Origin of the sequence: Sinorhizobium numidicum (assembly GCF_029892045.1) — a bacterium.
Classification (GTDB): Bacteria; Pseudomonadota; Alphaproteobacteria; order Rhizobiales; family Rhizobiaceae; genus Sinorhizobium; species Sinorhizobium numidicum.
The window spans coordinates 491064-507083 of the sequence record NZ_CP120367.1; the positions used below are offsets into that span (position 1 = coordinate 491064).

General features: G+C 58.6%; 17 protein-coding genes and 6 pseudogenes. 18 read left to right on the forward strand and 5 right to left on the reverse strand.

Annotation, left to right across the window (positions count from 1 at the left end; translation table 11 throughout):
• Nucleotides 1–358: 358 nt before the first annotated feature.
• Nucleotides 359–724: a MarR family transcriptional regulator gene (locus PYH37_RS02345; RefSeq protein ID WP_280731849.1), complete on the reverse strand. Its 366-nt coding sequence runs from the start codon at nucleotides 722–724 to the stop codon at nucleotides 359–361.
• 95 nt (nucleotides 725–819) lie between these two features.
• Here PYH37_RS02345 and PYH37_RS02350 point away from each other — a divergent pair, with 95 nt between their 5' ends.
• From PYH37_RS02350 to PYH37_RS02390, 9 genes and pseudogenes are all read left to right on the forward strand, one after another.
• A complete protein-coding gene (locus PYH37_RS02350) occupies nucleotides 820–1341 on the forward strand; it encodes a hypothetical protein (protein WP_280731850.1) in 522 nt (173 codons plus the stop codon).
• Nucleotides 1342–1343: 2 nt separating this feature from the next.
• Nucleotides 1344–2000, forward strand: a complete 657-nt coding sequence (locus tag PYH37_RS02355; protein WP_280732504.1) for a lysozyme family protein — start codon at nucleotides 1344–1346, stop codon at nucleotides 1998–2000.
• Nucleotides 1997–2299, forward strand: coding sequence for a TrbC/VirB2 family protein (locus PYH37_RS02360; protein WP_280731851.1), 303 nt, complete (start codon nucleotides 1997–1999; stop codon nucleotides 2297–2299). Before PYH37_RS02355 ends, PYH37_RS02360 begins: the two co-directional genes overlap by 4 nt.
• 5 nt (nucleotides 2300–2304) lie before the next feature.
• Nucleotides 2305–2643 carry a VirB3 family type IV secretion system protein gene (locus PYH37_RS02365; protein ID WP_280731852.1) on the forward strand — a complete coding sequence of 113 codons (339 nt, stop codon included), beginning with the start codon at nucleotides 2305–2307 and terminating at the stop codon, nucleotides 2641–2643.
• Nucleotides 2618–3079 (forward strand): annotated as a pseudogene (locus tag PYH37_RS02370) (transporter); the annotation flags it as partial. The gene PYH37_RS02365 and the pseudogene PYH37_RS02370, both read left to right, overlap by 26 nt.
• Nucleotides 3040–3516 (forward strand): annotated as a pseudogene (locus PYH37_RS02375) (LysR family substrate-binding domain-containing protein); the annotation flags it as partial. The pseudogenes PYH37_RS02370 and PYH37_RS02375, both read left to right, overlap by 40 nt.
• Before the next feature lie 131 nt (nucleotides 3517–3647).
• Nucleotides 3648–4352, forward strand: a complete 705-nt coding sequence (gene traR, locus PYH37_RS02380; RefSeq protein WP_280731853.1) for an autoinducer-binding transcriptional regulator TraR — start codon at nucleotides 3648–3650, stop codon at nucleotides 4350–4352.
• A 632-nt stretch (nucleotides 4353–4984) separates the two neighbouring features.
• The gene (locus tag PYH37_RS02385; protein WP_280731854.1) at nucleotides 4985–5341 is read left to right on the forward strand and encodes a hypothetical protein; all 357 of its coding nucleotides are present in this window, start codon (nucleotides 4985–4987) and stop codon (nucleotides 5339–5341) included.
• Between the two features lie 162 nt (nucleotides 5342–5503).
• Nucleotides 5504–5872, forward strand: a complete 369-nt coding sequence (locus PYH37_RS02390; RefSeq protein WP_280731855.1) for a VOC family protein — start codon at nucleotides 5504–5506, stop codon at nucleotides 5870–5872.
• 96 nt (nucleotides 5873–5968) lie between these two features.
• On the opposite strand, the gene PYH37_RS02395 is transcribed toward PYH37_RS02390, so the two are convergent.
• Entirely contained in the window at nucleotides 5969–6865 is an 897-nt protein-coding gene (locus tag PYH37_RS02395; RefSeq protein WP_280731856.1) for a LysR family transcriptional regulator ArgP, read from the reverse strand.
• Between the two features lie 101 nt (nucleotides 6866–6966).
• Between PYH37_RS02395 and PYH37_RS02400 the strand changes: the two genes are divergently transcribed.
• From PYH37_RS02400 to PYH37_RS02415, 4 genes and pseudogenes are all read left to right on the forward strand, one after another.
• Nucleotides 6967–7569 carry a LysE/ArgO family amino acid transporter gene (locus PYH37_RS02400; RefSeq protein ID WP_280731857.1) on the forward strand — a complete coding sequence of 201 codons (603 nt, stop codon included), beginning with the start codon at nucleotides 6967–6969 and terminating at the stop codon, nucleotides 7567–7569.
• 73 nt (nucleotides 7570–7642) lie between these two features.
• The gene (locus tag PYH37_RS02405; RefSeq protein WP_280731858.1) at nucleotides 7643–8281 is read left to right on the forward strand and encodes a LysE family translocator; all 639 of its coding nucleotides are present in this window, start codon (nucleotides 7643–7645) and stop codon (nucleotides 8279–8281) included.
• A gap of 17 nt (nucleotides 8282–8298) precedes the next feature.
• Nucleotides 8299–8670, forward strand: a pseudogene (locus PYH37_RS02410) (dihydrodipicolinate synthase family protein); the annotation flags it as partial.
• Nucleotides 8671–8864: 194 nt separating this feature from the next.
• A complete protein-coding gene (locus PYH37_RS02415; RefSeq protein ID WP_280731859.1) occupies nucleotides 8865–9218 on the forward strand; it encodes a cupin domain-containing protein in 354 nt (117 codons plus the stop codon).
• Nucleotides 9219–9416: 198 nt separating this feature from the next.
• Here PYH37_RS02415 and PYH37_RS02420 read toward each other — a convergent pair.
• Nucleotides 9417–9683: pseudogene (locus PYH37_RS02420) on the reverse strand (D-alanine--D-alanine ligase A); the annotation flags it as partial.
• A gap of 69 nt (nucleotides 9684–9752) precedes the next feature.
• Nucleotides 9753–9887, reverse strand: a pseudogene (locus tag PYH37_RS02425) (transposase); the annotation flags it as partial.
• Between the two features lie 391 nt (nucleotides 9888–10278).
• Here PYH37_RS02425 and PYH37_RS32355 point away from each other — a divergent pair.
• The 5 genes and pseudogenes from PYH37_RS32355 to PYH37_RS02445 form a co-directional block, all read left to right on the forward strand.
• Nucleotides 10279–10416, forward strand: a pseudogene (locus PYH37_RS32355) (Flp pilus assembly protein CpaB); the annotation flags it as partial.
• Between the two features lie 76 nt (nucleotides 10417–10492).
• Nucleotides 10493–11968: a type II and III secretion system protein family protein gene (locus PYH37_RS02430; protein WP_280732505.1), complete on the forward strand. Its 1476-nt coding sequence runs from the start codon at nucleotides 10493–10495 to the stop codon at nucleotides 11966–11968.
• Nucleotides 11949–12272 carry a pilus assembly protein gene (locus PYH37_RS02435; protein WP_280731860.1) on the forward strand — a complete coding sequence of 108 codons (324 nt, stop codon included), beginning with the start codon at nucleotides 11949–11951 and terminating at the stop codon, nucleotides 12270–12272. Before PYH37_RS02430 ends, PYH37_RS02435 begins: the two co-directional genes overlap by 20 nt.
• 172 nt (nucleotides 12273–12444) lie before the next feature.
• Nucleotides 12445–13053, forward strand: coding sequence for a L,D-transpeptidase (locus tag PYH37_RS02440; protein ID WP_280731861.1), 609 nt, complete (start codon nucleotides 12445–12447; stop codon nucleotides 13051–13053).
• A gap of 229 nt (nucleotides 13054–13282) precedes the next feature.
• On the forward strand, nucleotides 13283–13837 hold the full coding sequence (locus PYH37_RS02445) for a hypothetical protein (protein ID WP_280736683.1): 555 nt from the start codon (nucleotides 13283–13285) through the stop codon (nucleotides 13835–13837).
• Nucleotides 13838–13893: 56 nt separating this feature from the next.
• On the opposite strand, the gene PYH37_RS02450 is transcribed toward PYH37_RS02445, so the two are convergent.
• On the reverse strand, nucleotides 13894–15891 hold the full coding sequence (locus PYH37_RS02450) for a putative bifunctional diguanylate cyclase/phosphodiesterase (RefSeq protein WP_280731863.1): 1998 nt from the start codon (nucleotides 15889–15891) through the stop codon (nucleotides 13894–13896).
• Nucleotides 15892–16020 lie beyond the last annotated feature (129 nt).

Consider the following 16020-nt stretch of genomic DNA (forward strand, 5'->3'; position numbering starts at 1 on the left):
GACGTACTCAACCACTGGCTCTTGTTCGCATTTTCCTTGATTTCGCACTTCTGCAGACAAAAGAGAATATAACAACGTCTTATTCTTTGTTGACGCATCTTTAGCGAGAGAAGTGCAATTCGACAGCACCATTTTGAGAAACGCGGCCGTAGATCATCACTAGGGTTGGCGTCAGAAACCCTGCCTCTTACATCATTCGGCTCTTCGACGCCGCTATAGGACCCACGGCGACGCGAAGGAGGATGTATTCGACTAAATCGAACGCTTCTACAACCCGAAGCATCGCCATCTCCCCTAGGCTGTCTCAGCCCGAATGGTGCGTGTTTGTCCGCTTGTCTTCCTCCTGAACAAGACAGTATCATTTGGGATACTTTCCTCCCTGTAAGGCACGAATCTTTTCCAGAAGTTCCGGCGCAATCTCGAACTGCCGTGCCTTTCCGCGACCCATCGAGTTCTTCACGAACCTTTCGGTCAACAGGCCCCGCTCTACCAACGGGTCTATCGTTTCGGTCACACCGGTGCGCGTAAGGCCGGTATTTTCAACGATATTTGAAAGCGTTAGCGGCTGATGGCCCTGATGCATGATGTAGAGCACGCTCATCATGCCGATCTGCTTGAGCCGCGACTGAGGCGTCTCATCCGCCAAGGGGTTGTCGAAGATTTCATGGAAGATGAAGCCCGAGAAGGCAAGGCTGTGCCATTGAACGTTTAATGCTCTTGTCATCTGTTTAACTGCATCATATAAGTCTGTATAAGAGATTCGCGGCGCCGATCATGGCAGACAAATCCCTGATACCGCGATCATGGAGGCTTGGGTTCATGAAAAACCTTTTGGTCCGCGCTGTGCTTGCTGTTGTTGGTACCGCAGCATCCTATCTCATTTCAGAGAGTAATGTGCGGGCTGATGATTGGGGATGCAAGGTTATCCTCTGCCTTTCGAGCCCTGGCGGCCCCTTGCAATACGCGGAATGCCGGCCGCCTATCCAGAAGCTTTGGCGCGAGCTTGCGCAAGGACACTCGTTTCCGATCTGCAGCGGCGTAGGGTTCCGGGCATCCAGCCCGGCGTATGAGCCTTACTATTGCGATGAGGGTTACGGGCTCACAACGCGATATGGCGACAGCGGACGAGAGGCAAGCTGCATCTCAAGGAAATCGCAAACCGTCTCAAACAGGGAATGCTATTCCGATCGCGCCGGCGGAATCCTTTCTTCCCGCTGGTACTGGAACGGAAGCGAGCGGCAATGCCGCCGTTACGTGACCCGGCGGCCGCATATACGCTCGCAACCCCATTACGTCGACGTGATCATCGATGGAATCGGAAGACAAAGGGTGTGGTACTAGTCATGCCCGTTGCTTTCGTAGATCTCGCGCGAACATGCGCTCCTGACTTCGCGGTCGAAACCATCGCCGCCGTTGTCAGCCTGGAGAGTAATTTCCAGCCCTTCGCGATCCGCATCAACAGCGGCCCTCCGCTTGCTGATCAGCCCGAAACCATGGCTGAAGCGATAGAGGCCGCAACAGTGTTAATCGCCGATCATCAAGATATTCAACTTGGCCTTGGCGGTTTGGGATTGAGCGAACTCAGCAAGCTCGATCTCACGGTCTCTGATGCCTTTGATGCGTGCCGGAATCTAAAGGCGACAGCGACATTGCTCGATAGCCATTACCGATTGGCGCTCCGTGCCGGCGCGACGTCGGCTGAAGTCGAGCGGGTCATGCTGCAATCCTTCTATGGGCGAGGCGATGCTTCGGTCGGTGCGATGGTCAAATACGATGAACAGGTCCGGCGCGAAGCAAAACGGCTTTCCGCGAAGCTGACCTCGTTGGCGGTACGTCAGGAGGCGCCCGAGCGTGATCAAGCAGCGTCGGCTGTCACGGAAAGCGACGCGGTCCGTTCCGAGAAGCATGAGGCAAACGAGTCGCCCTGGGATGTCTTCACTTCGGGACGGAAAGCTTCCGTTCTCGTCTATCGAAATGATCAACAGGAGCAGTACAAATGATGTCGAGAGTCAGAGTGTGTCCGCTTGTCACCGCCACTTTCATGGCAGCCGCTTTCTCGATCGGCATGATCGAGCCAGCCTTTGCGCAGGCTACCGGCGGTATTGAAAGCGTCCTGCAGAACATCGTCGACATGCTGACCGGCAATATCGCCAAGCTCCTGGCGACGATTGCCGTCATTATCGTCGGCATTGCCTGGATGTTCGGATATCTCGATCTGCGAAAGGCGGCCTATGTCGTGCTTGGCATAGGCATCATCTTCGGCGCATCGCAGATCGTCAGCACGATTTCCGGGGCTTGACGTGCATGGTCGGGGAGATTGCTCTCGAAGAAGACACTCTGTTCCTCGCCTGTACGCGGCCTGCGATGGTCGCAGGTGTGACTTTGCAGGCGATGGGTCTAAATGTGATGCTGACGACGATCTTCTACATAGTCGCGGGATCGGTGGCCTACGCGATAGTCGGCGTTGCCTTTCATTTGTTCTTCCGTGCCCTCGTGAAGCACGACCATAACATGTTCCGGGTGCTGATTGCCTGGGTCGAGACCCGCGGCCGCTCGCGGAATGGTGTCCACTGGGGCGGCGCCACATTGACACCTCTGAAGCTAGTCCGACGTTATGATGAAAGGGATCTCGGCCTTGCCTAACCTTGTCGCCATCAAATCTCGTGAGCTCGAGCCGGAAACGTTCATCCCGTACGTCCGCCATGTGGACGAGACGATAATCGCGCTGGATTCCCGGGCCCTGATGGCGATGGTGGCTTTGGAAGGAGTGTCGTTTGAGACCGCCGACGTTCTTGACTTGAACGGTCTTCATCGCGACCTCAACACACTCTACCGCAACATCGCCGACGAGCGCCTGGCGATCTGGGCACATATCATCCGCCGCCGCGACAACGAATATCCCGAAGGCGCGTTCACAAGCCGGTTCGCGGCGTCACTCGACGCCAAATATCGCGAACGCATGGTGCGCGAGGATCTATTCCGCAACGACCTCTACCTGACCCTCGTCTGGTATCCGAGCCGTGACCCGGCCGAGAAGATAACGAGCGCTACTTCCTGGCTGTGCCGCCGGGCAGCGCGCTGGCGGCAGCAGAAAGGGTTAGGATGATAGACCTGAAACAGGAACGGATCATCTCCTTCTCCCGCTCAAACCTGTCCTACACGGAAAAGTACTTCTTCGAGAAGTTCAGGGAGCATGGGCTGCTCGATAATGTCGCCTGCAGCTGCGACGACACTTTATCGCTCGTTTCTCTGGTCTCTGCGGGAATTGGCGTGGGCTTCGTTCCGGAATGGACGAAAGATTTGCCCAATCGATCGTTTCTCCTTCGTGAGGTGGAGGGCATGGACTTCACGATCGGATTAGGGCTCGCTTGGAACAAGGAAGACCCTACGGCGAACCGCGACGAGATAGTTGAAATCGCTCGCTCGCTGGCGTCCGCATCGCGACCACGTAAAGCTGCCGGGAAACATACAGACAAAAGTGGTCCCAAGCGCCATCAATCGCTGGATGGCGGGTGACGAATCGAAAGTGCCGTGGAGGGGAACCAGCGCAACTATATCTTCGTGCGTTCGTCATCGGCTTCAAGGACGTTGATAGAGCGGGAAACGCGCTGACGGTATGCACGTGGTACAAAATGGGATTTCAGAAGGTGAATATCTGGTTTCAGAAGTTGACCAACATTTCGGCCTTGGCGCGCTCCAGGGAGATGTTCGAGGAAGCGCTCGCCGAGCTCACCGGAGAGCTCGGTTTCGATTGTTACGCCTACCTCAATCTTCAACCGATAGGAACATATGCCGTGTCGAACTATCCGGCTGAATGGCAGGATAGGTATTTTGCGAAGAAGTTTGATGAGCTCGATCCCATCGTCACGATTGCCAAATCGACGAAGAGGACCTTTACCTGGTCTTCCGACAACTCAAGAAGAAACACTTCGAAACGTATCCGACGGTTCTATCTGGATGCTGCCGAGTTCGGCATCCGATCGGGCATTACGATTCCGGTCGCAACGGCATTCGGGCGCATGTCCATGCTGACGATTGCCTCGCACAAGCCGAGCCTTTCGTTAGACAGAGACATTGATCCGATTATGGCGGCAACCGCCGTCGCCCAGCTCCACGCAGGAATTGAGCACGCGGAGATCGACGCCACGGCGAAATCGAGCGTCAACTTGACGGCGAAACAGGCCTTGCTGCTCAAATGGTCGGCCGAGGGCAAAGCCATGCGAGCGATCGCCACTATCGAGAACATGAGCTATTTCAACGTGAACTTTCATCTCAACAACGCTCGCAAAGCGCTCGATGCCGGCACTCTGCCGCAGGCGACGGCGACAGCGACAAAACTCAAACTTATTTGACGCACTTCTGTACGCTGATGGGGCTGCGACTTGCCTGGTCGATGCTACGGGCGCTCGCGAGATGTTTGAGTGTTGCGACGTCTTCGACCGTGGCAGGGTTGCGTCGAGCGTGTTCAGCCCTTCGGCGCGGGCGAGCGTCGCATCGTTGCCGATCTTCGCACATGTGTCCTTCATCGCGACAATTCGCCCTTGGTACTAGACTTTGGTCACGAACCCGGCTTCGAGAAGCGATTTCCTCCGCGCCGGCGAGCGCCTTTCACGCAGCATCAACGTCTGTGCGCGAGAAAATCCTCGCCCTTGAAGAGTAGTGGCTCGTTACACGGCCAACGCATATGCCATGGAGGCGATCGAACCGGGCGAGCGCGCGACGTTGTAGGCGCGCCTGACCTGGGCATGGAAGCTATTTCGGCGTTGCAGACTTCGTGCGGCCCTCGGATCGAGTCGAAGTAACTCTTGCCGCAGTGGTTCGGAATCAGGAGAAGAACAGCGAGCGGACCTTTCCAAAGCGGCCACCGTCAAGCAAGACGACGGAGTTGCGGTCCGGCGCGACTCTTTGCGAACACGCATGACTGATGTGACCAGTCGATAACTGCCCGCGCTGTGCTATTCTAGGCCCATTGGGCGGGCACAAGATGAACTTCGTACGCGGCCTTTTTCGACTGTGGCTGATCGCCTCTTTGCTTTGGATGGTGACGCTTGTTGTCTACGTAGAAATCGAAGGACGGCGGCGGGACGTGGCAGATGGCGGCTCCGTCTTCGTGAAGGGTTGGGCAGTGATCGCTGACGGTTGGAAAGCCGAACGAGAGGTGGCAGCCATGAGGGAAGTGGCGGCTGCGTCCGGGGGGATGAACATTGTCGTGCCAGACGAGACTTCGAAGCGAATTCGAAACGGCAAGGAAGTACAGAATGCTGCTTTGCTCTTCGGCGGCATGCTGCTGGGTCCGCCACTTATCCTGCTTGTCCTAGGAGCTTGGGTTATCCATGGTTAAGGCCTTCTCGGCAGATTTGGAGGCGGCTTGCTGGTTCATGATTTGGCGTTTGCCGCAAAGCCTTAGCGACATCGGGTTTTTGCCGTCAGTGCGACGGGTCCGACCGCTGCTTTTCGCCCACAATCCGTTTGTATAGATCGAACTGACACACGTGGCCATTCAATGAAGTTCGTGAACCCACTGCCTTTCGTAAGCGACATGGCTCGCTCAAAACAATTCTACTCCGAAGTCATGGGCCTTCGGATTTTGGAGGATCACGGTGATTTCGTCCGCTTTGATATTGGCTTCGCTCTGCATGATGGAAAGTCACTGCGTCAGACGGTGTTTGGCAACGCATCGGACGTAGACCGCCCCTACGGACGGCTAAACCTTATACTTTGTTTTGAGATCGAAGACATCGATTCAGCGTTCGAGCGCATCGCCGAAAAAGTCGAACTCATCCACGAGGTAAGACGAGAGAGTTGGGGACAGCGCGTTTTCAGATTCTTCGACCCGGACCGGCACATCGTGGAGATAGGCGAGCCGCAGTGACGGCTGAAATTCTGCGGCGAAGGCCCAAGGAGGCCGTTGACTTGCTCCCGCCGCGTCCCAGTCGCGGCGGTGAAGTTCCTGACCTTCGGCTTCGTCTCAGCACAGATGATGCCTGGCTGCGGTCGTGATCTCGCGCGTCAGGTCAACCAGCCGGTCAGCGGCGAGACGATTGATCTGCCAATACAGGGGAACGTCCAGTGGCGTTCCCGGGATCAGCTCGACCAGCCGCCCGGAGTCCAGGTGCTCGCGCACGAGCAGGGCCGGGTTCATGCCCCATCCCATGCCGGAAAGGCTGGCCTCGATGAAACCTTGCGTCGAAGGCAGCCAATGGGTCGGCGGGGTGAGGTCTTCGCCGAACACCTGACGAATCCACCGGCTCTGGAGCCTGTCCTTCTGATTGAAGGTCAAGGCGGGCGCATTGCCGACCGCCTCTGCCCTGACGCCCTGCGGGAAATGCCGGGCGATGAAATCGTGGCTCGCCGTCGCATGATAGCGGAGCGCGCCGAGAAACATGCGCCGGCAGCCCTGAACCGGCTTTTCCAGGCTGGTGACGGCCGCGATCACCCGCCCCCGCTGCAACCATTCGGCGGTATGGTCCTCGTCATCGATCGCGATGTTCAAGAGATACCCGGAACGTCGGGCGAAGTTGGATACGGGCGCCAGGAACCAGGTGCCGAGACTGTCGGCATTCGTCGCGATGTGGAGCGTCACCCTCGGTTCGGGTTCCGCCGGATCGACGAGGGCGGGCAGATGCTCGAACAGCTCGGCCTCGAGAATGCCGACATTCTCCATATGCCGGCAGAGCCATTCTCCCTTCTCCGTCGCGGTGCAGGGATTGCCCCTGGCGATCAGCACGATGCCGAGGCGTTCCTCAAGGTGTTTGACGCGCTGCGACACGGCCGAGGGCGTCACGTTGAGAAGGGATGCGGCCTTTTCGAAGCTGCCTGTTTGAACCACCGCCGAAACGGCGCGCAGAGCGGAATAGTCGAGCATGGCTTAGCTTTGCTTAATCGGAGTTAGCAGCATTAACTATCCTGAATTCAGGAGACGCGATAGCGGAAAGGCTCACGGGATTTCGGGAGCGGTTTTCAGGCATGAATTTTCCGATTTATGGCGCAGGCCTGATGATGGGGCTTAGCCTGATCGTCGCGATCGGCGCGCAGAATGCGTTCGTGCTCCGCCAGGGCCTGCGCAACGAGCATGTGTTCGCCATCTGCCTCGCATGTGGATTGTCCGACGCCGTGCTGATCACGCTCGGCGTGACCGGTTTCCGGCAGATTGCCGCATTGCTGCCATGGCTCGACCCGGTCATGCGCTATGGAGGAGCGGCGTTCTTGATCTGGTACGGAGCGAAAAGCCTCTATTCCGCCTTCCGTTCGTCGGGAGCGCTGACCGTGCAGGAGGCGGGCTCATCGAGCCTTCGGAAAACGCTCATCACCTGCCTTGCGCTCACCTGGCTCAATCCGCACGTCTACCTCGATACGGTTGTGCTGCTCGGTACCATCTCGAAGCGGTTTACCGGACACGAGGTTTCGTTTGCGGGCGGAGCCGCGACGGGCTCGTTCCTGTTCTTCTTCTCGCTCGGTTACGGCGCGACCTTGTTGCGGCCGATCTTTTTGAAACCGGCAGCATGGCGCGCTCTGGAGACCCTTGTCGCTCTTACAATGTGGATGATCGCCTTCAAGCTGTTGAGCTAGATGCAGGAGCCGGTTTGTACGCTATGGTTCGACCGACCTTCATGAATCACCAACAGCAGGAGTGGGCCTCAGATTGTCCTCCGAACTCCACCATCTCCTCATCGTCTATACCGCTTATGTGATCGCAGCCGGGAGCCCCGGTCCCAGCAATATGCGGATCATGGGGGTGGCGATGCATAGCGGAAGACGTGCGGCCCTCATGCTCGCTGCCGGCGTCGTCAGCGGTTCGATTTTCTGGGGTGCAATGGCTGCAACAGGTGTCTCCGCGGTTCTGACCCGTTATGCGGAGGCGCTGATCGTTCTCAAAATCTTCGGCGGCCTTTATCTCCTCTATCTCGCCTTCAAGGCTGGTAAAGCCGCGCTTGCTTCCGACGCCCAGGCTGCTGCGCATACGGGGCCGAACGGTGCCGCATTGTCGGGAGCAGATCTCTATCGGCGCGGATTGCTCATGCATCTTAGCAATCCAAAATCGATCCTTGCTTGGATCGCCCTTGTAACGCTTGGACTTGGGCCGGACTCGTCATGGCATACGCTTGCTGCGATCCTCGGCGGTTGCGCGGTGCTGAGCGTCACCATCTTTTGCGGTTATGCGATCATCTTCTCGACCGCACCCATGGTGCGCCTGTACCGTCGCGTGAGGCGCTGGATCGAGGGGCTTCTGGCCGTGTGTTTTGGCTTTGCCGGTCTCCGGCTGCTGTTATCGCGCGCATAAGACCTAAGGGGAGCACCATGAAATTGTTCGCTGGCCTTTCGGCTTTTTCCATCACGCCTGCGGATGCGTCGGGGCATGTCGATACGGGAGCGCTCGCGCGGCTCCTCGAACGGATATCTGCGGCCGGTGCCGACTCGATCGGACTGCTCGGGAGCACAGGCGGTTACGCCTTTCTGTCGAGGCACGAGCGACAGCGCGCCGTCGAGGCGGCCATGGAGTGCGTTGGCGGCAAGATGCCGGTCATCGTCGGCGTCGGCGCGCTAACAACCGACGAGGCTCAGGCGCTTGCCCGCGACGCAAGGAAGGCGGGGGCGAATGGTCTCCTGTTGGCCCCCATGTCCTATACGCCCCTGACGGAAGAGGAGGTTTTTCAGCATATTTCCGCGGTTTGCGTGGAGAGGACTTTCCTCCTCCTTCGGGATCGTGTGCTCTGACGTCGTTCCGACGCGCACACCCGCTCCCAATGACCGCTTCCGCTCACCATCCTTCTGCGACCTCCGAGGAAGGTGAAAGCTCGAGCCATTGCCGATGTCGAAGACCATGGGCTAGAAGTGGCAGCAACTGATATCAAGAGGAACATGTCATGCAAGGGAGATCGGCACTCCTTGACCGCGCGCAATGGGCTGAAAAAGAGGAAGTTTGGCAGGGCCAGTTTGAGGGAAACGTATTTGGCACCAACGTCTCAGTTATGTTCTATACCACTGATGAAGTCGGCCGCGGCCCTAAACTCCACAAGCATCCGTATGATGAAGTCTTTATCGTTCGCCAAGGCCGGGCTTTATTTACTGTTGGAGACCAGCAGCTAGAAGCCACTGCGGGGCAAATCGTCTTCGGGCCCGCCAACACGCCACACAAATTCATAAATCTAGGTCCCGGTCGCCTGGAGACGACAGATCTCCATGTCACAGACAAATTTGCGCAAGAGGACCTCGAGTAGCAATCGCCTCTCCACCCGACGCGACGGACGGCAACCGGAAAGATCGACCCATTGCTGCTGCTCGTGGGATACGGACCGGAATTTCCGGTGCGTCCCATTGCGGACGTTACATTTGTTGGCAGGCGGGAATGATCCGCGTTTGTGTCACCCCTCTGACGCCGCTCTCGCCAAGGGGTGCTCTACCAGCCGGTCGATGGTAAAGGCGCGGGCCGCCGTCTCGCGAACCCTGCCTTCGACCTCCGGGGAAAGCTCCGCCGGCGCTTTCAGCGGCGCTCCGTTCTCATCGATATACTTGGCGTTATAGCTGTAGAAGCCGTGGCTTTCGGCCGGCACGACCTCGCTGGGATGGGAGACGAAGAGGCCGCCTTTCGTATCTTCCAGCACGCTGCATTCGATTTCGCGCCCGGCAATGAACTCTTCGGCGAGCAGCTTGCGGTCATGCCCAAACTCCTCGGCGAGCGCCGGTTCCGGCAAAAGCACCAGGGAAGCAGGCTGGTGACCGAGCTGCCCGGCCTCGGCTGCTCGTATCCAGCGGAAAAGCAGGTTGCTGTTGACGCCGCGCCTGCACGCCACCTCCGCAACCGAATTGCCGGGAAACTGCGCTTCTTCAACAATTCGCCATTTTGTCTTCCACCGACCAAATTTGTCGGCCGCGCTTCGTCGCCTCACTCATTCCCGACATCAGATACCGCCTTAGTGTCCACTTAGCACTTGGTGGACACTATCAGGGCGGTGCCCGGTAGGCGATCACCACCCCACGTTTACCAACATGGGATCGGAACAGACGAATTCAACAAACGGCCGCCCGCCCACCCGTCGCGCTCAGCACCGGCATACGCAGTGAACGGCTCGATTGAGGCCATTGCGGGCATTGTGCGCTGTCGCTCGCGCTACACAACATTGCATCGGCTTCTGTGGAGGAGACGCGACGGCTAACTATGGCCGATCTCCGAACTCGCCAAAGACGCTGATACAGAAGATGGGCGATTTGAAGCGATGGAGCAGTTGGTGCGCAAGGTTCGGGCACGATTTCGGAAAGCGCACCGACTTGGTCGAAAACAAGATGAAGGCGCCCCGGCGGGAAAAACAGGTACAGATTGTAGGACGAAAAACAGAACCGCTATTGCCGGTAGAGCCAAAATGGGCGACCGTCGGCGTCTGGAACAAGCGCGAGGAGCACCGAGTCGGGTTGTACAGTGGTATCATGATGCGGCTTGGCCGCAGGCGCAGTAGCCGAACGAGGAGCGGAGGCTATAGCGGGAATGTTTAAGGAAATGAACAAGGGCGCGGCGAGAGCCAGAACCCTCGCGGCGGTAGCCGCGGCAGTGATCGCCTATGGTTGTTGGGGCCTCGGTTTTGTCGGCCCCGCCGGTGCCCAGGAAAAATTCGTGAGCCTCACAGGTTCAGTTCAGCAGGTGACATTGCCGCCGAACGATACGATGACGATTAGGACCGGCCGGCCCTTCGGCGATCTGGTGATCGGAAGCGCCGAACTGATCGACGTGGTGCCACTTTCCGACAAATCCCTTTTCATTCGCGGCAAGCAGACGGGTGCTACCAATATTTCAGTCTACGACGACGACAGGTCGCTGATCGGCGTCATCGATGTACGCGTCGCCAGCGATTTCAGCGAAGTGGCAGGCGCCATCCGCGCCGCCGCGCCCTCCGCGCGGGTCAGGGTGTTCAATTCAAACGACCGAATTCGCCTCATGGGTACAGTGCGAGACGCAGTCGAACTGCAGCGCGTGCTGGAGATTGCACAGTCCTACTCCGAACAACCGGTGCTGAATCAGTTGCGTGTCAGCGATTCCCAGCAGGTTATGCTGGAGGTTCGGGTGATCGAGGCCTCGCGCCAGACCGGCCGCGACCTTGGGATCGGTTGGTCCGGCCGGGGCAGGAACGGCATCGGCAAGGCGACAACTAGCCAGGGCATCGGCGTAGATGACGGCGCGCTCGTGCGCACGCTGGAAGATGCGGCAGGCGCTGCAACGGGCATGCAGCCCTTCGGTCAGTTGATCGCCAAGGTGTTGGAGATTTCCGGTGGTCAGATCGACATCGTCATTAACGCACTCGAGCAAAAGGGCCTGGTGCGGCGCTTGGCACAGCCGAACCTGATCGCCATGAGCGGCGAGACGGCGAGCTTCCATGCAGGCGGCGAAGTGCCGATCCAGAGAACAGTTGCGAACGGCGCAACGGTCGCGACCGAAACCGACTATAGACCCTTCGGCGTGAGGCTCACCTTCACGCCCGTCGTGCTCGACGGCGGGCTGATCAACCTGAAGATCGAGCCAGAGGTCTCGGAGATCGACACCTCGATCAATGTCAATGGCAATCCCGGTTTCATCTCGCGCGCGGCAAGGACGACGGTGGCGCTGCGCGACGGCCAGAGCTTTGCCATGGCCGGCCTGCTGCAATCGGTGAATGCGAAGGACGTGCAGCAATTGCCGGGGCTGGGCCAGCTTCCCGTCATTGGCGCCCTGTTCCGCTCGACGAGCTTCCTGAAGCGGGAATCCGACCTCGTCATCGTCGTCACGCCGCATATCGTGCGGCCGTCGTCGCCCAGTGAGGACCTCTACAGCCCGCTCGATCAGACGCGCTCGTCAAATGACGTCGAGCTTTTCGCGCTTGGCATTCTGGAGGTGGACAAGGACATGCTTCGGCGGTTCCGGGACGGCGAAGGCGTAAAGGGCCCCTATGGCCACCGTCTCGATCTCGATGTGGGAGGCGACCTTGACGTTTCAAAGAAGTAAGCGCGCTTTCGTGATCCTCGTGGGCGCAAGCGTGCTCTCGGGCTGTGCCGACTACATGAATCATCGCGACTCGATCACCTTCGGGCTCGGCAACGCCGTCGAAGCTAATAAGGGCATTCACATACGGGATGCTTTCCCGAGAGCTGCGCAGAACACGCACATTGCCAGCGACGGCAAGGTGATCGACCGCGCCATCCGTAGCTACCAGGGCAGCGGCCAGAGCGGTGCGCCACCACCGCCGACTGCCCTGCTTTTGCCGACCGCGACGCCGCCGAATGGAACGAATGCAGCCGCACCTCAGTAAGCCGGGGTGAATTGAAGAACGGCAAAGAGCGCCGCAAAGAACGCATAGCAGCACGTCATGGCGGATGAAACCGCCGCAATTCGAGGGGCATGCCAATGTTGCGTAGTGCTATGAACCGCTTCTGGGGCGACTATCGTGGCATCGCGCTTTTCCAACTCGGAGCATTCGTCCGATGAAGGCATGCGAGTGCGACAGCAGCAGGTCGGCGCTACTTGAGGGGCGGGGCATAGGGCGTCGGTTGGCCCAGACCGTTTCGGGTGTTCTTTCCCTTGGGTTGGCATTCCTTTCGAGCAGCGAAGCGGCGAGCCAGCGGGTGCCGCGGGATCTCGGAATGGCAACCGGCAGGGTGATCACCACCGCGCAGACCTATCCAGTAGGCACGATCGTCATTCTCACCAAACAACGGACGCTCGAGCTCGTTCTCTCTCGTAATCGCGCCATCCGCTACACAATCGGCGTTGGCCGCGATGGATTCCGCTGGAGAGGTGTTGTGAGCGTCGGCCGCAAGGCGGAATGGCCCGACTGGCGGCCGCCTGCCGAGATGAAGGGGCGGACACCGGAGCTGCCCGCGCTCCTGCCGGCTGGCCCCTTCAACCCGATGGGCGCGCGCGGCATCTATCTTTATCAGGGAGACGCCGACACGCTCTATCGCATCCACGGGACAAATGAACAGTCTACGGTCGGCGCCTTTGCATCCTCGGGCTGCTTCCGGATGAGCAATACCGACGTCATTGACCTCTACAAACGGGTGAAGATCGGGGCGACCGTGGTTGTGAAATAGTTGGAGTGAGGCTGATGGCGAGCGGGTTCATAGGACGCTTTTACAAGCAGCCGACGCAGGTACAATGCAGAGGCCCGGCAGATCGTCGATTTTGCCCAGAATAGTGCGGCCGCCGTTGCTGCAGAGGCGACCGCCGGAGAGCAGGCGACGCATCGCGTCATCAACGGCCCGGCTTTGTCGGGATGCATATTATCGGGGCCTTGGCCCGACTTTCGGCGGAGCAAAATCAATGACTAGCATTGCGAATGTCGACGTTGAGCCTGACGGCGTGAGACGCGAGCGAATGGTAAACACACCGAATCGCTCAAGAAGTGCACCACTCATTGCGTTGGCGTTTGTCTTTCTGCCGTTGAACGCCGGCATTCTCCTTTATACGGCCAAGAATGCTGCCGATGTGCGTGAAAGCCGAGAGGTGCTCGCCGGCGTCAAGCGGTCGATCGATGGCCTCAAGCTGCACATCGAAAAACAGACTCGAAATATCGCCAGGACCGAGGAAATGGCAGTCGTTCGTCAGCGTCTGGAAGTACTGCAGAAAGATATCGCGAATTTGGACGATCGGCTGCGTACCGGTATGCTCGGCTCTGGCGGTGCTCTGGTTCTCAGCGCACCAGGCAAAGGGGTGACACAGCGCCTCCAGCCCTCGGTCAGTGCCTCGGGTGCGGGGGAGGTGCCGGAGGACAGCCCACCTACGATCGGTGCTGAAGGTGTTTCGTTGGCTGACTTGCCGCGTTACGAAAGATCAGTTTCCCCTGAAGGCAAGCTGATCCTTCGCAAAGTTCGGTAGGTCTACGTTCGCTCGGAGGAGCTTCCATTGAAACGCTGCGATCTTCGGCAGGCCACTTAGTTCGGCTTTGCGAGAGCGGCCGGTCGGGCGTCTCCCATCGGGGCCAGCCGGAAGGTCTGCGCTGGGGCCGGGCGGCCGACATGGAAGCCCTGGACGTAGTCTATGCGACATTGCCGCATGAGCGTCATCTGCTCCTCCGTCTCCACGCCTTCGATCAGGATCTTGTGTCCGCGGTTGCGCACGAGGCCAATGATGTCCCGCAGCATCACCTTACCCTTCGGACCGTTGCAGTCGTGCAGGAACGAGCGGTCGATTTTCACGGTGTCAAAATCGATGAGGCGCAGCCACGACAAACCCGCAAAGCCGGTTCCGAAGTCGTCAAGCCATATCCGAACGCCGAGCGTCTTCAGATCGTTGATGCAGCGAAGGATATCCGAGTGCATCTCCAGCTCAAGCCCTTCGGTGACTTCGAGCGCTAACCTGCCGCCGGCAACACCCGTCTCACCCAAGATAGCGGCGACGGACGCGGCGAAGCCCGGTGATCTCAATTGAATCGGAGAGACGTTGACGCTGACGACCGGGACGTGCTCATCTATAAGCAGCTCAGTGCATGCAGTTCTTATTGCCCATCGCCCGAGCTCGAGGATTGCGCCGGTGCGTTCTGCAATCGGGATGAAGAGACTCGGCGGAACGGAAGTGCCATCCAGCATCCTCAGCCGCATCAGCGCCTCGACCGCATCGAGCCGGCCCGACACGACGTTTCTAATCGGCTGATAGACGAGCGAAACGAGACGCTGGTCGATGGCGATCTTCAGCAAGGCAGCAATGTTCTCGCTCTCGTCACTGCTCTGGGGGTCGTTGGGATCAAAGAGGCGGGCACAGTTTCGGCCGCTCGCCTTCGCGCCGTAGAGCGCGCGGTCGGCCTCGTGGATAAGTCTCTCGAGCTTGGCTCCCGTCTGCTTCCTGGTGAAGCCGGCGCCGACGCTGACGGTGACGATAGAGATGCCGTCCCGTCGCTGCTGGTGTTTCAGGGCAAGATTTTCTACGCTGCAGCGGATGGCCTCAGCGAGATCGGCCGCCTGCTCACCGGTTTCCATACGTGCCACGACGATGAACTCTTCGCCACCGTAGCGTCCGATCGAGCCGTCGTAGGCCTCTATAGCCTCCTTCAGCGCATTGGCGACCAGCACGAGACAGCGGTCGCCTTCCTGATGGCCGTAATAGTCGTTGTACTTCTTGAAGAAGTCCACGTCGATCAGGATCGCGGCGAAGGTCACGCCGTGCCTCTGCCAGTCACTCCAGTAGTCTCGCAGTTTCTGATCGACTGCCCTGCGGTTGTCGAGACCCGTTAACGAGTCAGTGTGTGACAGCCTAAGCAGGGCCTTGCCGCGTTCCGATGCCTGCTTCTGCTGAATTCTCGCCTCCAAGGCATTGAGAAAGACATTGTAGCGTTCCCTGTTGAGCTTCCAGTTCACATAGGAGCTAAAGGCGAAGCACGAGACGTCGAACGTGCCGAAAGCGAGCCGATAGGAGGCTTCGGCGGGAGAAAAAGAAAGCACAGCGGCAAAGAAAATCAGGAGAATAGTGCCGGAGGCAAACAGGGAAAGACGAAATTGAAAACTGAAGAACAGGTTTACGCTCATCATGAAGATGGCGCCGAAAACCATGTAGTGGGAGATGCTCTGAGCATCCGCCGTCATCATAGCTGCGTAAAGCCAACCGGCATACGCGACTACGAGTGCAGCGGCAGCGGTCAAATCGATGGAATTCGCGCTGGCATCCAGGCGGACCTGCGTTTCGAGCACGACGAGTGCGATAGCGGAAATCGCGAAGCGTGCAGCGATCGTGTAATGCGCGACGTCGGGTATCAGCAAAATGTCCGTTATTGAGAACAGAAGATACACTGCAACCGCAGTCCAAAACCCGTGTCTGGTTGCCTGCTTTCGCGCGCTCTCGCCTTCTTCCTGATAGAGCATGCGAAGCTCCGCCGGCGCCGGTCTCGGCGGTTCGTTTCGGAGATCGATCTCAACTACATCGGCCAACGTGTGCTTCATGCACCGATCCACTGCTTTGCGCTGTCTTGCCGAGAGCTTAAGTCTCTCGTCCGAATTGTTGACGCTGTCTTAGGCTCCCACGCCCGCCATCCCCATAGATACCTACTGACGACCGGCAGAAATATCCGG

Coding starts and splice junctions, on each gene's coding strand:
- PYH37_RS02445 (WP_280736683.1), top strand. CDS start 13,283: ATGACTAGCATTGCGAATGTCGACGTTGAGCCTGACGGCGTGAGACGC.
- PYH37_RS02400 (WP_280731857.1), top strand. CDS start 6,967: ATGAATTTTCCGATTTATGGCGCAGGCCTGATGATGGGGCTTAGCCTG.
- PYH37_RS02345 (WP_280731849.1), bottom strand. CDS start 724: ATGACAAGAGCATTAAACGTTCAATGGCACAGCCTTGCCTTCTCGGGC.
- PYH37_RS02450 (WP_280731863.1), bottom strand. CDS start 15,891: ATGAAGCACACGTTGGCCGATGTAGTTGAGATCGATCTCCGAAACGAA.
- PYH37_RS02350 (WP_280731850.1), top strand. CDS start 820: ATGAAAAACCTTTTGGTCCGCGCTGTGCTTGCTGTTGTTGGTACCGCA.
- PYH37_RS02395 (WP_280731856.1), bottom strand. CDS start 6,865: ATGCTCGACTATTCCGCTCTGCGCGCCGTTTCGGCGGTGGTTCAAACA.
- PYH37_RS02365 (WP_280731852.1), top strand. CDS start 2,305: ATGGTCGGGGAGATTGCTCTCGAAGAAGACACTCTGTTCCTCGCCTGT.
- PYH37_RS02415 (WP_280731859.1), top strand. CDS start 8,865: ATGCAAGGGAGATCGGCACTCCTTGACCGCGCGCAATGGGCTGAAAAA.
- PYH37_RS02440 (WP_280731861.1), top strand. CDS start 12,445: ATGAAGGCATGCGAGTGCGACAGCAGCAGGTCGGCGCTACTTGAGGGG.
- PYH37_RS02390 (WP_280731855.1), top strand. CDS start 5,504: ATGAAGTTCGTGAACCCACTGCCTTTCGTAAGCGACATGGCTCGCTCA.
- PYH37_RS02385 (WP_280731854.1), top strand. CDS start 4,985: ATGAACTTCGTACGCGGCCTTTTTCGACTGTGGCTGATCGCCTCTTTG.
- PYH37_RS02360 (WP_280731851.1), top strand. CDS start 1,997: ATGATGTCGAGAGTCAGAGTGTGTCCGCTTGTCACCGCCACTTTCATG.
- PYH37_RS02355 (WP_280732504.1), top strand. CDS start 1,344: ATGCCCGTTGCTTTCGTAGATCTCGCGCGAACATGCGCTCCTGACTTC.
- PYH37_RS02430 (WP_280732505.1), top strand. CDS start 10,493: ATGAACAAGGGCGCGGCGAGAGCCAGAACCCTCGCGGCGGTAGCCGCG.